The sequence below is a fragment of the Stenotrophomonas sp. YJH_SMC_65 genome (genome assembly GCF_059369475.1).
Genome location: NZ_JCAFSR010000001.1, coordinates 40,069 through 53,707, shown reverse-complemented (window position 1 = coordinate 53,707; position 13,639 = coordinate 40,069). Strand labels below are relative to the sequence as shown.

Sequence of the window (13,639 nt, the reverse complement as noted above, 5' to 3'; positions counted from 1 at the left end):
TAAAGGCCAGGGCACGGAGGTGTTAGCATCAGAAGGCATGAATCCTGCTCCGAACCTGATCCTGATCGGCCCGATGGGCGCCGGCAAAACCTGCATCGGCCGCCGCCTGGCCGAGCGTTTCACGCTGGACTTCGTCGATGTCGACCAGGCCATCGTCGATGCCGCCGGCGCCAGCATTCCGACCATCTTCGAGCACTCCGGCGAAGCCGGCTTCCGCAGCCATGAACGCCAGGCGCTTGCGCGGGTACTGGAAGGCCGTGGTCAGCTGGTCTCCACCGGTGGCGGCGCCGTGCTGGATCCGGACAATCGTGCACTGATCGCCCGGCGCGGCTTCGTGGTCTATCTTCGGGTCAGCGTGGCCGAACAGCTCGAGCGCCTGGCCCGCGACAAGGGCCGGCCGCTGCTGCAGCGCCCGGACCGCGAGCAGGTGCTGCACGATCTGGCCGCACACCGCGACCCGCTGTACCGCGAACTGGCCGACCTCACCCTCGACACCGACCCGTATACCGCTGCCGATGCGACCGCCCAACTGGTGGTCAAGCTGGCCACGCAATGGCAGCGCCAGGACCTGACCGCATGACCTCCCCCGCCCTGCTGCAGGTCGCCGTTGGCGGCGACCGCCCCTACTCCATCACCATCGGCGCCGGTGCCCAGGCCGATGGCACCGCGCTGGCCTCGCACGTGCGCGGCCGTCATGTGCTGCTGCTCAGCGACAGTGAAGTCGCCCCGCGCTATCTGGCGCCGGTGAAGCAGACGCTGCTGGCCGCTCGCCCCGACCTGGTCATCGGCGAGCACGTGCTGGCCGCGGGCGAAGCCTCCAAGACGCTGGCCGAGTTCGGCCGCGCGATCGAAGCGCTGGCCGCGCTCGGCGCCACCCGCGACGCCTGCGTCTTCGCCCTCGGCGGCGGCGTGGTCGGTGATCTCGCCGGTTTCGCTGCCGCCTGCTGGATGCGCGGCGTGGACTGCGTGCAGCTGCCGACCACCCTGCTGGCAATGGTCGATTCGTCGGTGGGCGGCAAGACCGCAGTCGACATTCCGGCCGGCAAGAACCTGGTCGGTGCCTTCCATCCGCCGCGTGCGGTCATCGCCGATACCCGCGTGCTGGCCACCCTGCCGCCACGCGAGCTGCGTGCCGGCCTGGCCGAAGTGGTGAAGTACGGCGCGCTGGGTGATGCCGTGTTCTTCGAGTGGCTGCAGCAGCATGCCGATGCGCTGCTGGCCGGCGAGGATGCGGTGCTGGCCGAGGCCATCGCGCGCAGCTGCCGGCACAAGGCCGCCATCGTCGAGCGCGACCCGTTCGAAAAGGGCGAGCGTGCCCTGCTCAACCTCGGCCACACCTTCGGCCACGCCATCGAGACCGAACAGGGCTATTCGGCCCCGGGCCGCGATGCGCTGAACCACGGCGAGGCGGTGGCGGTGGGCATGGTGCTGGCGGCGAAGCTGTCCACCGACCTGGGCCTGGCCGACGATGCCGACCGCGCGCGCCTGCAGGCCCTGCTGGAACGCCTCGGCCTGCCGGTGGCGATCCCGGGCGGGCTGGAGCCGCAGGCCCTGCTCGGCCGCATGCGCCTGGACAAGAAGAACGTGGCCGGCCGCCTGCGCCTGGTGTTGTGGCGCGGGATGGGCCGTGCCGAAGTGGTGCCGGACGTGGATGAAGCGGCGGTGCTGAAGGTGCTGTCGGTCCGGTAGTGCCGGCCGCGTTGCGGCTGGGGTCACCCTGGCCCCGCTACAATCGGCGCCATGCACGTCTACCTGCAACATCCCGATGCCGGCGCGCAGGCACCGCGCTTCCTGCGCCTGAGCCTGCTGCCGGACCTGTTCGGCGGCTGGGAGCTGCTGCGCGAGAGCGGCCGTGTCGGCAGCCGCTCGCAGCTGCGGCGCGAGCTGTTCCTGCAGGCCGACGACGCCCGCCACGCCTTCGAGAAGGCCCGTGATGCCGAACTGCATCGCGGCTTCCAGATCCTTTCGCACGGCGACTGACGCCGCTGCTCCTCCCGTCCAAGGAATGCCCATCGTGACCAGCCCTCTCCGCAACGATCGCCTGCTGCGCGCCCTGCGCCGCGAACCGGTGGACTGCACCCCCGTCTGGCTGATGCGCCAGGCCGGCCGCTACCTGCCGGAATACCGCGCGACCCGGGCCAAGGCCGGCAGCTTCCTGGCCATGGCCAAGACCCCGGAGATCGCCTGCGAAGTCACCCTGCAGCCGCTGCGCCGGTTCCCGCTGGACGCGGCCATCCTGTTCTCGGACATCCTCACCATTCCCGACGCGATGGGCCTGGAGCTGTACTTCGTCGAAGGCGAAGGCCCGAAGTTCCGGCACCCGGTGCGTGACGAAGCCGCCATCGCCCGGCTGGCGGTGCCGGACATGGAACAGGACCTGGGCTACGTGATGGATGCGGTACGGCTGATCCGCCGCGAGCTGGACGGCCAGGTACCGCTGATCGGCTTCTCCGGCAGCCCGTGGACACTGGCCTGCTACATGGTGGAAGGCGGTGGCAGCAAGGACTTTGCGCGCATCAAGGCCATGGCACTGAACCATCCGCAGGCCCTGCACCGCCTGCTGGAGGTCACCACCGACGCCGTGATCGCCTACCTCGGCGCGCAGCGCGCCGCCGGTGCGCAGGCGCTGCAGGTGTTCGACACCTGGGGTGGCGTGCTGTCGCCGTCGATGTACCGCGAGTTCTCGCTGCGCTACCTGCAGCGCATTGCCGAGGGGCTGGAGCGCGGCGAAGGCAGCGAGCGCACGCCGCTGATCCTGTTCGGCAAGGGCACCGGCCTGCACCTGGAAGCGCTGTCGCAGACCGGCGCCGATGCACTCGGCCTGGACTGGACGCTGGACCTGGACGAGGCGATGCGCCGCACCGGTGGCCGCGTCGCCCTGCAGGGCAACCTCGACCCGACCACGCTGTACGCCTCGCCGGATGCGATCGCCGCGGCCGCCGCGCGCGTGCTCGACACCTATGCCGCCGGCAACGGCGGCTCGCGCGAGGGCCATGTGTTCAACCTCGGCCATGGCATGTCGCCGGACATGGACCCGGCGCATGTACAGGTGCTGGTCGACGCAGTGCACGCGCACAGCCAACGCTGAGCATTCCGCAGGCAGGTACGGCGCGACCTTGATCGCGCCGTGACCCGCAGTGCGCGATCATGGCGGCCCCCACGCTGCACCGGCCGCACCCCATGTCCACATCGCCATCGACCTACAACCGCCAGCGTCCCCTGCTGTGGCTGGTGTCCCTGGCGATCTTCATGCAGATGCTGGACTCGACCATCGTCAACACGGCGTTGCCGGCGATGGCGGCCAGCCTGGGCGAGAGCCCGCTGCAGATGCAGTCGGTGGTGTTCAGCTATGCGCTGGCGGTGGCCACCTTCATTCCCGCCTCGGGCTGGATCGCCGACCGCTATGGCACCCGGCGCACCTTCCTGGTGGCGATCATCCTGTTCACCCTCGGCTCGCTGGCCTGCGCGCTGGCCCAGCACCTGCACCAGCTGGTCGGTGCGCGCGTGCTGCAGGGCATCGGCGGTGCGATGCTGCTGCCGGTCGGCCGGCTGGCGGTGATGCGCTCGGTGCCCCGCGAGGATTTCCTGCGCGCGATGAGCTTCATCGCCATCCCCGCGCTGGTCGGCCCGCTGATCGGCCCCACGCTGGGCGGCTGGCTGGTCGAGATCGCCTCATGGCACTGGGTGTTCCTGATCAACCTGCCGATCGGCGTGATCGGTTTCATCGCCGCGATGAAGATCATGCCCGACCATTACGCCAGCCACCGCACCCGCTTCGACCTGCGCGGCTACGTCATGCTGGCCTTCGCGATGGTGGTGCTGTCGCTGGCACTGGACGGCATCTCCGGCCTGGGTACGCCACACGCACTGGTGATGCTGATGACCGTGGCTGGCCTGGCCGCGCTGGTGGGCTACTGGCTGCACGCCGCCAACTCGACCGCACCGTTGTTCTCGCTGGCCCTGTTCCGCGTGCCCAGCTACCGCATCGGCATTCTCGGCAACCTGTTCTCGCGCATCGGCAGCAGCGCGATGCCGATGCTGATCCCGCTGCTGCTGCAGGTCGGCCTCGGCCTGGGCCCGATGCATGCCGGCCTGATGATGGTGCCGGTAGCGGCCGCCGGCATGGTCTCCAAGCAGCTGGCGGTGAGGCTGGTCGAGCGCTTCGGTTACCGCCGCGTGCTGATGGTCAACACCGTGCTGGTCGGCCTGGCGATGGCCAGCTTCATCCTGATGACACCCGGCCAGCACCTGGCCTGGCGCCTGCTGCAGCTCGCGTTCTTCGGCGCGGTCAATTCGCTGCAGTTCACCGTGATGAACACCGTGACCCTGCGCGATCTGGACCGTGAGTTCGCCAGTTCCGGCAACAGCCTGCTGTCGATGGTGATGATGCTGGCCGCCGGTTTCGGCGCCGCAGCCGCCGGCAGCCTGCTGGCCGCGTTCGGCAACCACCTGGACAGCAACAGCGCCACCGCCGCGCTGCATGCCACGTTCCTGTGCGTGGGCGCGATCACGCTGACCTCGACGATGATCTTCTGGCAGCTGCCCGACACCAAGCCCGAACCGCGGCAGGTCGAGCACGTCGCGGAGTGAAGGTGGTTCGGCAGGGCCTGCGGCCCTGCACCTGCAGAGGCCGAAGCCGAAGCAACAGCAACAGCGAGCATTCCGTGGGTTGACGGGGCGGTGCGGGCTTGCAGGACACGCCGTAAACCCCGCTCCGCGGTCCGGCCCAGCCGCCGGCGGCTGCGCGTTCGGGCGCTTGCGAAGCAGTGCTTCGCAAGCAAAGCGCCCTCACCCATGGGGGCTCGATGGCGCCATCCATGGCGCCAACGGTCCTGCAAGCCCACACCGCCCCACCTCTGACAGGTTCACGCGGCTGTGGGTAACGGCGACTGTTGGAACGCGCGGTTGTTGGTAGGTGTCGACCTTGGTCGACACATCTGTCAGATATCGAATTCCAGATTGGGGTCAGAGCCCGTTGCGCAGCAACGGGATCCGACCCCGAGCTCCGACAGATCGCGGAAAACTGTCGAAGGCGGGCTTTTGACGTTGACATTGATTCTGCAGGTGCAGGACTGCAAGCCCTGCAATAAACCCTACCTGCCCATCACCCTGGCGATCGCTTCCACCAGCAGTTCACCGGTCACCGGCTTGCGCAGGAAGCCGCCGATGCCGGCCGCTTCCACCTGCTGCTGAAGGTCCGGATCAGTCCGCGCGGTCACCGCCAGCAGCGGCAGCATGTAGCCCTGGTTACGCAGGTGCTGGGCCAGTTCGAAGCCGCTCAGGCCGGGCAGGTCCAGATCCAGCAGGCCGACGTCGAAATCGCCGGCACTGATCTCGCGCAGCGCCGCCAGCGCATGGCCGGCATGCACCACCTCGTGGCCGCGTGCGCTCAACAACCCCCGCACCACATCGGCCACGGTGGCATCGTCCTCGACCAGCAGCACCCGCAGCGGTGGCATGTTCGCCGCATCGTCGCGATGCCCCTCGGCGGACACCTCGGCGTCACCGTCCACCACCAGTGGCAACGGCAGGGTGACGCCGAAGCAGGTGCCCCGGCCCAGCTGGCTCTCCACCTGGATCCGCCCCTGCATCGCTTGTGCCAGCTCGCGGCAGATCGCCAGGCCCAGGCCGCTGCCACCGTACTGCGCTGCCGTACGTGCACCATCGGCCTGCTCGAAGCGTCGGAACAGGCGCTGCTGCTGTTCCTGGCTGATGCCCGGGCCGGTATCACGTACCTCGAAATGCAGCGCGCGCAGCTCGCCATCGCAACGTGCATGCAGGGTGATGGTGCCGCGGCTGGTGAATTTCACTGCGTTCGACAGCAGGTTCAGCAGGATCTGCCGCACGCGCATGGCATCACCGGTCGCCTGCAGGCCCGGCGGCAGCTGGTTGTCCAGGACGAAGCGCAGGCCCTTCTGTGCAGCCAGCGGGCCCATCAGCGCCGCCAGATCCTGCAGCAGGCCATTCAACGCAAACGACTGCGACTGCAGCTCCAGGCGCCCGGACTCGATCCGCGCCAGGTCCAGCGCATCGTTGACCAGATGCAGCAGGTGCTCGCCCGCATGCCGGATCGACTGCGTGTAGCCGCGCTGCTGCGGGTCCAGTGGCGAAGCCAGCAGCAGCTCGCTCATGCCCAGCACGCCGGTCATCGGCGTACGGATCTCATGGCCAAGGTTGGCCAGGAAGCGGGTCTTGGCCGCCGAGGCCTGCTCGGCCAGTTCCTGCTTGTGCAGCGCCAGCTGGTAGGCGTGGCGCCGCTGCAGGCGGCGTCGGTACAACCAGGCGAACCAGCTGGTCAGCAGCAACCCGACCGACGCCAGTACCAGCAGGCCGGACAGGCTGCGCCACCACGGCGGCTGCACGCGGAACTCCAGGCTCTGCACCCGCGACCACACATGGTCGGCCGAGCGTGCCTGCACCTCCAGCCGGTAGCTGCCCGGCGCCAGGCGCGAGAACAGGCGCTCACCCGCCGGACCGACTTCAACCCAATCCGGGTCGTAGCCGGCCAGGCGATAACGGTAGGTATTGGACGCCGAGTCGGCGAAGGACAGCAATCGCGCGACGATGCGCAGGTCGCGATCGCCATCGGCGATCTGCAACGGCGCATCGTGGGTCATGTCCAGCACCTGTTCGTTGCGGCGCACTTCCACCCGCTCGATCACCAGTGGCGCGCGACGTACCGAAGGCCGTACCTGCTCCGGGTCGAACACCACCGCGCCCGCTGCCGTTCCGGCCACCAGGTGGCCATCGGCCGCTGCGATCAGGGTGTGCTCGCGGAATTCCTGGCTTGGCAGGCCGTCGTGCACGCCGTACAGGCGCACGCTCTGCCCATCGGCACTGACACGTACCAGGCCGCGTGCGCTGGTCGCCCAGGCCACGCCCTGCGCATCCACCACCAGGCCAGAGGCGGAGATCGCCGGATAGCCCTGTTCGGCACCGACCACCGCCTGCCGTTCCAGCCGCCCCTGGCTCCAGCGGTATCGCGACAGGCGCCCGTCCTCGGACAACCAGACCTGGCCGTCACGGCCCACATGCAACGCATGGATGGCCGTTGCCGGCGCACCCGGCACCGGCTGGAAGCGTTCGCTTTCCGGCAGCCACTGCAGCAGGCCACGGCTGCTGGCCAGCCAGATATGGTCCTGCGGACCGCATTCCACATCGAGGTTGAGCTGGCCCTGCTGCAGGCCGCGCTGGCCATTGTCCAGCTGGCGCCGCAGGCGTCCGTCGAGATCACGTTGCTGCAGGCCCGCGGGAAGCATCAACCAGAGGCTGTCGCCGTCGCAGGTCATCATCGCTTCGATGACCCCTTCCATCGCCGCATCGGTACCGGCATCACGGCCCCAACGACGCAGTTCGCGCCGTTGCGGGTCGTAGCGCACCAGTGCATCGGTCGATCCGATCCAGACCTGGCCACGCCGGTCCTCACGCACCGAGGTCAGCCAGTGCATGCCGTTGACCCAGGTGCGGTGCTGCTCGATCCTGCCGGTCTTCGGATCGAAGCGGTCCAGCGCGCCATGGCTGCCCACGGTCCAGACACCGCCATTGCTGGACGGGCTGGTGCCCAGCACGAGCGCATTGCGCAGCGAGCTGGGGTCGTCCTCCAGCCGCGACAGCACCGAGAACTGCCACCAGCGTGGCAGCAGGTGCCACAACCCGGCATTGGTGCTGGCCAGCCAGATGCCACCTTCGCGGTCCTCATAGGCACCGGTCCAGTTCGGCCGCACCGGACCGCGTGCGATCGCGCTGTACAGCGGCACGGTCTGGTACTGGCCGTCGACCGCACGTCCCAGCCCGGTGCGCGTATCCAGCCAATGCCCGCCCTGCTCGTCGCGCAGCATCATGCCCAGCACCTGCTCGCCTGGCGGCAGCTTCCACGGTGGTGCCTCGAAGCGGCCATCCGGGCGGCGCACGGTGGCCCCGGCCATCGTGCTGATCCACAGGCTGCCATCGGGCTCGGCGGTCAACCCGTTGATCAGCAGGCTGGGAATGATGTCCGTACCGACACGCTCGAAGTCGGTCCCGGTCCAGCGTGCCACGCCATGCTTGGTGCCGATCCACAGGCTGCCATCGGCCAGCGTGGCCAGGTAGGGCACCGACGACGAAGGCAGGCTGCGCGGATTGTTCGGCTCGGGCAGGAAGCGCTGCAGGCGGTCCTGGCTGTCCAGGCGGTACAGGCCGCCTTCGTGGGTACCGAACCAGATCGAGCCATCAGGCGTGCTGGCCAGGCTCCAGACCGTGTTGGTGCCCATCAACGGCTGGCTGCTGCGGTCGTAGAAGTGCAGCTGCCGGCGGTCGGCCGACATGCGCACCAGGCCAGCGTTCTCGGTGCCTATCCACAACTGGTTGCGGGCATCGACCAGCACCGTCCAGATGCGGTTGTCACGCAGTCCATCCTCGGAACGCCACACGCGGTAAGTGCGGCCGTCATAGCGGGCCAGGCCATCGTTGGTGGCGATCCATAGGTAGCCGTACCGGTCCTCGGCCATGCGGTTGACGGTATTGGACGGCAGGCCATCGAACACCGTCACCTGCCGCGGGCTCGGAGGCACCGGCTGTGCCGCAGCGGGCAACGCGCCGCACAGGAGGACCAGCAGCAGCATCGCCGCCCGCAGATACACCACCGATTGCCTCCTCACGCTGGTCCTGATGATTCCCGCGCTGCGGGCGTCGGCATGGTAAACCGAAAGTCGCGCCGTTCACGCCCGGCGCCGGCACAGTCACGCAGTTGCCTGCCGTTTCGCACGCGCCTGGGCGATGGCCGCCACCAGCAGGTCGCCGGTCACCGGCTTGCGCAGGAAGCCATCGAAGCCGGCGGCCAGCACCTGGGTTTCGGCGTAGGCATCGGAACGGGCGGTCACTGCCACCAGCGGCAGTTCATAGCCCATGGTGCGCAGCTGGCGGGCGATGGCCGTACCGTCCAGCGCGGGCAGATCGAGATCGAGCAGGCCGACGTCGAAACCATCGGTGGCGATCTCCGACAGCGCGCCCAGGCCATGCAGCACGTGGACCACCTCATGCCCGCGCACCCGCAGCAGGCCGGCGATGACCTCGGCCACCGTGGCGTCGTCCTCGACCAGCAGGATGCGCAGCGGCGGCAGTTCCGGCAGGGCCGCCACCTCGCCCGCGGTGCCGGCGGCCTGGCGCGTCCAGGGCAGGGGCAGGCGCACGCGGAACCGCGCACCCTTGCCAGGCTGGCTGTCCACTTCGATACGCCCCCCCATCGCCACCGCCAGTTCCTGGCAGATCGCCAGTCCCAGGCCACTGCCGCCGTAGCGCGACGCGGTGCGCGGACCGTCGGCCTGTTCAAAACGATGGAACAGGCGCTGCTGCTGCTCGGCATTGATGCCCGGGCCACTGTCATGCACTTCGAAACACAGGCCGCCCTTCTCTTCCAGGCGCACGGCCAGGCCGACGTGGCCGCGCTCGGTGAACTTGATGGCGTTGCCGAGCAGGTTCAGCAGGATCTGGCGCACGCGCATCTCGTCGCCGCTGACACTGACCGGCCCTGCCGGGTTTTCACCGCGCCGGAATTCCAGCTGGCGCTGCTGCGCCATCGGCTGCATCAGGCCCTGCACCTGGTCGAGCAGTTCCTCCAGGTCGAACGGACGCAGATCCAGCTCAAGCCGCCCGGCTTCGATGCGGGCCAGGTCCAGCGCATCGTTGACCAGCCGCAGCAGATGGCTGCCGGCCTGCTGGATCGACCCCGCGTAGCCACGCTGCACCGGATCCAGCGGAGTCGCCAGCAGCAGTTCGCTCATGCCCAGCACGCCGGTCATCGGCGTGCGTACTTCGTGGCCCAGCGTGGCCAGGAAACGGCTCTTGGCCTGCGAGGCCTGCTCGGCCAGCTGCTGCTTGTGCACCGTCAGCTGCCATTGCTGGCGACGGCGCAGCCGCGCGCGGACCGACCAGACCAGGACCACCAGCAGCAGCGACCCCAGCAGGATGTAGCCGAAGATCGCCATGCCGCTGCGCCACCACGGCGGCAGCACCTTCACCTGCAACTGCTGCGAAGGCGTCCACGCGCCCCGGGCGGTCGCTGCCTGCACCTCGATGACGTAGCTGCCGGTCGGCAGCCGCGACAGGGTGCGCTGGCCATCGCCCCCCTGCTCCACCCAGTCCTGGTCATAGCCCTGCACGCGGAAGCGGTAACGGTTGCCCTGCGGGCTGGCATAGGACAGCAGCCGCGCATCGATCTGCAGATCGCGGTCATCCGGTCCCAGCAACAGGGTGCCGGTGAGCGGCAACGGTTGCCAGCCGCGCGCGTCGTCGCGGCGTACGCGCACTTCGGCGATCACCAGCGATGAAGAAGGCAGCACCGTGTCGTCGGCATTCACATCGAAGGCAACCAACCCGGTCTGGGTGACGGCCAGCACGCGACCATCTGCATTCACTGCCGGTGGCCGGCCGGTGAACTCCGCATCGGACAGTCCATCGCGCTCGTTGAACTGCTGCAGGCGCCGCGTTTTCGGGTCCCAACGCAGCAGGCCGCGCGGCGTCGTCGCCCACAGCTGGCCGTTGCCGGCCAGCGCCAGCCCGCCCATGGTGACCGGCGGCACGCCTGCACTGCCATCGATGCGCTGGATCAGGCGCAGGCTCATGCCATCCCACTGGTAGCGCTCGAACGCGCCTTGGCGCGCCAGCCACAACTGTTGCGGATCGATCCACACCAGGTCGTAGATGGGCCCGCGCGAAACGCCCGGTACTGCCTCGAAGCGTCCAGCCTGCTCGCGCCAGATGCCCATGTCACCCATCACCCAGGGCCGGCCATGGGCGTCGAAGCGGATCTGCTCGATCGGCGCATCGGCGGTCCCGCGGAAATGCTCCAGCGGATAGCGGTGCAGCAGCCGGCCCTCTGCATCGCGCTGCTGCAGGTCCAGGCCCATCACCGACACCCACACCGTGCCATCAGGCGCCTGCCGCATCAGGTCGATGCGCTGGCGCAGGTCGGCACTGCCATCGATCCGCAGATCGCGCAGCGCGCCGGTAGCCGGATCGTAGACGGTGATGCGGCCGCCGCGTCCCAGCCACAGGCGCCCATCCGGGCGCGGCAGCACCGACCACACCACGCCGCTGCCGAGCTGCCGGTCGCTGGCCAGCAGGCGCAGGGTGCCCTGCGCATCGAGCTGGTACACCCCTCGCGCCGAGCCGACGTAGTAGTTCTTCCCATCGCTGGCCGCGCTCAACAGGTACTGGCTGTCCAGCGGCTTGCCGTCGAGCTGGTTCCAGATCGAGAAGCGCCGCCAGTCCGGTGGCAGATAGGCCAGGCCCTGGGTCAGCAGCGCCACCCACAATCCGCCCTCGTGGTCCTGCAGCAGATCGAGCACACCGCTGTGCGCGGTCAGGAAGCCGCTGCCGCGGTCGCCCTCCAGCCGGCGCAGCGCCGCCGCATCCCCCCGCAACAGGCCATCGGAGGTGCCAGCCCAGTAGCCCCCCTGGCGATCGGCCAGGACCAGGGCCGAGCGCAGCTGGGCGCTGTCGGCCCATCGCGGACGACTGACCCGGTCCTGCCCATCGATGCGGTACAGGCCATCGTTCTGGCTGCCGACCCAGATCGAACCCTCCGCATCCCGGCTCAACCGGAGCACGCTCAGCGTGCCCAGTTCCCGCGCGGCCACCGGCTCGAATCCGCTGCCGTTCCAACGCGCCACGCCCGCTTCGGTGCCCAGCCACAGGCGGCCCTGCGCATCGACCAGGCTGGTGAAGATGCTGTTGCTGGGCAGGCCCCCCGGCTGCGCCGGGTCATGGGTGTAGAGGCGCACGCTGCCGTCCTCGCCAAGCCGGCAGACGCCATGGTTGTTGGTCCCGATCCACAAGGCGTTGTCGACATAGGCCAGCGCCCAGAACTGCCCCTGGCAGGTGGAATTGACCGTGTCGAAGGTCCGGAAGCGCTCGCGGTCGGCATCCAGGCGGGCCACGCCCTTGCCGTTGATGCCCACCCAGACCCGGTCCAGCGGATCGATCAGCAGGGTCTCGATCTCGTTGCCGGGCAGCGAGCCCGGCTGTTCCGGATCGTGCTCCCAGACCCGCAGGCTGTTGCCGTCATAACGGGCGAGTCCACCATCGGTGGCGGCCCAGATGTGGCCCTGGCGATCCTCGGCCAGCGCCACCACCATGCGTGACGGCAAGCCTTCGGCGGCACCGAAGCGGCGCAGGCGCGGTGTTTCTGCCATGTCCAGGGTCGCAGCCGCCGTGGCCAAAGCCATCAGCAGCAGTCCCATACCTGCGATGCCACGGCACCACCGGCGCCAGCCGCTCGTCATCCTGAACCCCCTGTCCTGGGCCGATTGTCACACAGGGCCGGGTTCATGGCTGCAACAGGCTGTTTCCAGCGGCGGCACCACCACGAACTGTTGCAGCCATGCACGCAACGTTGGCAGGGGGCTGTGCGTATGATCACAGCGTCACCTTCCGGAGCCCGCCATCGATGCGTCCCTGCCTGGCCCTGCTGCCGATGCTGCTCGCCACCGCCCCTGCCTGGGCGGCCGCCGACACCTATCGCCTCGATCCGGTGCACACGCGGGTGCTGTTCTCCATCGATCACGCGGGCTACTCGCAGGCCATGGGCACCGTGTCCGGCAGCGAGGGCCGCGTGCTGTTCGATCCCGACAACTGGCGCGACGCCACCCTGGAAGTGGACATTCCGGTGTCGCGTCTGGACCTTGGCGACGCCAAGTGGAACCAGGCCACGCTGGCCCGCAGCCTGCTCGATGGCGAGCGATTCCCCAGCGCACGCTTCGTCTCCAGCCGGGTCGAACCGATCGACGCCAAGCGTGCGCATGTGATCGGCACGCTGACCCTGCGCGGGGTCAGCCAGGAAGTCACCCTGGACGTGACCCTCAACGCGCTCAAGCGCTACCCGCTCCCTCCATTCCGACGCACCGCCGGGTTTTCCGCCAGCACGACGCTGAGCCGGCGCGCGTTCGGCATCACCGCCTGGCCGGGGGTCATCGGTGATGCGGTACAGGTGCGGATCGAGGCCGAAGCCACCCTCGACCGCAGCGACGCCCCGGGAACTCCCGCTCCCGTTCCACACTCCGACCACACGACGGCCCCCAAGGACCCTTCATGACCGCCAAGAACACCCCCGCCGCGTGGGGAAGTGTCAGCCAGCTCCTGCACTGGTTGATCGCACTGCTGATCCTCGCCCTGGGCGTGGTCGGCCTGACCATGGGCGAACTGCCCAAGACGCCCAAGTACTTCTGGGTCTACACCGCGCACAAGTCGATCGGCATCACCGTGCTGGCGCTGGTGCTGTTCCGTCTCGGCTGGCGCCTGTATGCCGGTGCGCCGAAGCCGGTGCCGGGCGTGCCCAGCTGGCAGGAACGCATCGCCAATGCCACCCACGTGCTGCTGTACGTGCTGATGTTTGCCATTCCGCTGTCGGGCTGGCTGTACGATTCGGCCAGTGGCCTGCGCCCGTTCCGTTGGTTCGGCCTGGTCGACGTGCCCAAGCTGAGCGGCCCCGACCCGCAGGTCGTCGCGGTGTCCCATGCCCTCCACGAATACGGCTTCTGGCTGTTGATCGCCGTAGTGCTGGCCCATGCCGGCGCTGCCTTCTACCACCACCTGTTCCAGCGCGATGCAACGCTGTCCCGCATGTTGCCGCGCGGCTGGCTCGCCTCCCCTCAGAAGGACTGAC

General features: G+C 68.9%; 9 protein-coding genes. 7 read left to right on the top strand and 2 right to left on the bottom strand.

The annotated features are described in order from the left end of the window. The first annotated feature begins 37 nt into the window (after positions 1-37). The 5 genes from AC5P7A_RS00230 (at position 38) to mdtD (ending at position 4,590) form a co-directional block, all read left to right on the top strand. Entirely contained in the window at positions 38-580 is a 543-nt protein-coding gene (locus tag AC5P7A_RS00230; RefSeq protein WP_014648049.1) for a shikimate kinase, read from the top strand. Continuing rightward, complete coding sequence (gene aroB, locus AC5P7A_RS00225) at positions 577-1,689, top strand: 3-dehydroquinate synthase (RefSeq protein ID WP_053495220.1); 1,113 nt, start codon at positions 577-579, stop codon at positions 1,687-1,689. Before AC5P7A_RS00230 ends, aroB begins: the two co-directional genes overlap by 4 nt. A 51-nt stretch (positions 1,690-1,740) precedes the next feature. Next, a complete protein-coding gene (locus tag AC5P7A_RS00220) occupies positions 1,741-1,980 on the top strand; it encodes a WGR domain-containing protein (RefSeq protein ID WP_014648051.1) in 240 nt (79 codons plus the stop codon). 25 nt (positions 1,981-2,005) lie between these two features. After that, entirely contained in the window at positions 2,006-3,088 is a 1,083-nt protein-coding gene (gene hemE, locus AC5P7A_RS00215; protein WP_049408252.1) for a uroporphyrinogen decarboxylase, read from the top strand. Positions 3,089-3,180: 92 nt separating this feature from the next. Further along, entirely contained in the window at positions 3,181-4,590 is a 1,410-nt protein-coding gene (gene mdtD, locus AC5P7A_RS00210; protein ID WP_014648053.1) for a multidrug transporter subunit MdtD, read from the top strand. Between the two features lie 503 nt (positions 4,591-5,093). Here the strand turns inward: mdtD and AC5P7A_RS00205 are convergent. Both AC5P7A_RS00205 and AC5P7A_RS00200 read right to left on the bottom strand, forming a co-directional pair. Next, positions 5,094-8,621, bottom strand: a complete 3,528-nt coding sequence (locus AC5P7A_RS00205) for a hybrid sensor histidine kinase/response regulator (RefSeq protein ID WP_197606971.1) — start codon at positions 8,619-8,621, stop codon at positions 5,094-5,096. Positions 8,622-8,717: 96 nt separating this feature from the next. Continuing rightward, the gene (locus AC5P7A_RS00200; RefSeq protein ID WP_142235288.1) at positions 8,718-12,260 is read right to left on the bottom strand and encodes a sensor histidine kinase; all 3,543 of its coding nucleotides are present in this window, start codon (positions 12,258-12,260) and stop codon (positions 8,718-8,720) included. 164 nt (positions 12,261-12,424) lie between these two features. Here AC5P7A_RS00200 and AC5P7A_RS00195 point away from each other — a divergent pair, with 164 nt between their 5' ends. Together AC5P7A_RS00195 and AC5P7A_RS00190 are read left to right on the top strand one after the other, a co-directional pair. Then, the gene (locus tag AC5P7A_RS00195; RefSeq protein ID WP_014648056.1) at positions 12,425-13,069 is read left to right on the top strand and encodes a YceI family protein; all 645 of its coding nucleotides are present in this window, start codon (positions 12,425-12,427) and stop codon (positions 13,067-13,069) included. Then, a complete protein-coding gene (locus tag AC5P7A_RS00190) occupies positions 13,066-13,638 on the top strand; it encodes a cytochrome b (protein WP_134809180.1) in 573 nt (190 codons plus the stop codon). Before AC5P7A_RS00195 ends, AC5P7A_RS00190 begins: the two co-directional genes overlap by 4 nt. Position 13,639: the final 1 nt, after the last annotated feature.

Excerpts from the sequence above, each read along its gene's own strand:
- AC5P7A_RS00190 (WP_134809180.1), top strand. The coding sequence starts at position 13,066 with ATGACCGCCAAGAACACCCCCGCCGCGTGGGGAAGTGTCAGCCAGCTC.
- AC5P7A_RS00195 (WP_014648056.1), top strand. The coding sequence starts at position 12,425 with ATGCGTCCCTGCCTGGCCCTGCTGCCGATGCTGCTCGCCACCGCCCCT.
- AC5P7A_RS00200 (WP_142235288.1), bottom strand. The coding sequence starts at position 12,260 with ATGACGAGCGGCTGGCGCCGGTGGTGCCGTGGCATCGCAGGTATGGGA.
- AC5P7A_RS00230 (WP_014648049.1), top strand. The coding sequence starts at position 38 with ATGAATCCTGCTCCGAACCTGATCCTGATCGGCCCGATGGGCGCCGGC.
- AC5P7A_RS00220 (WP_014648051.1), top strand. The coding sequence starts at position 1,741 with ATGCACGTCTACCTGCAACATCCCGATGCCGGCGCGCAGGCACCGCGC.
- aroB (WP_053495220.1), top strand. The coding sequence starts at position 577 with ATGACCTCCCCCGCCCTGCTGCAGGTCGCCGTTGGCGGCGACCGCCCC.
- hemE (WP_049408252.1), top strand. The coding sequence starts at position 2,006 with ATGCCCATCGTGACCAGCCCTCTCCGCAACGATCGCCTGCTGCGCGCC.
- mdtD (WP_014648053.1), top strand. The coding sequence starts at position 3,181 with ATGTCCACATCGCCATCGACCTACAACCGCCAGCGTCCCCTGCTGTGG.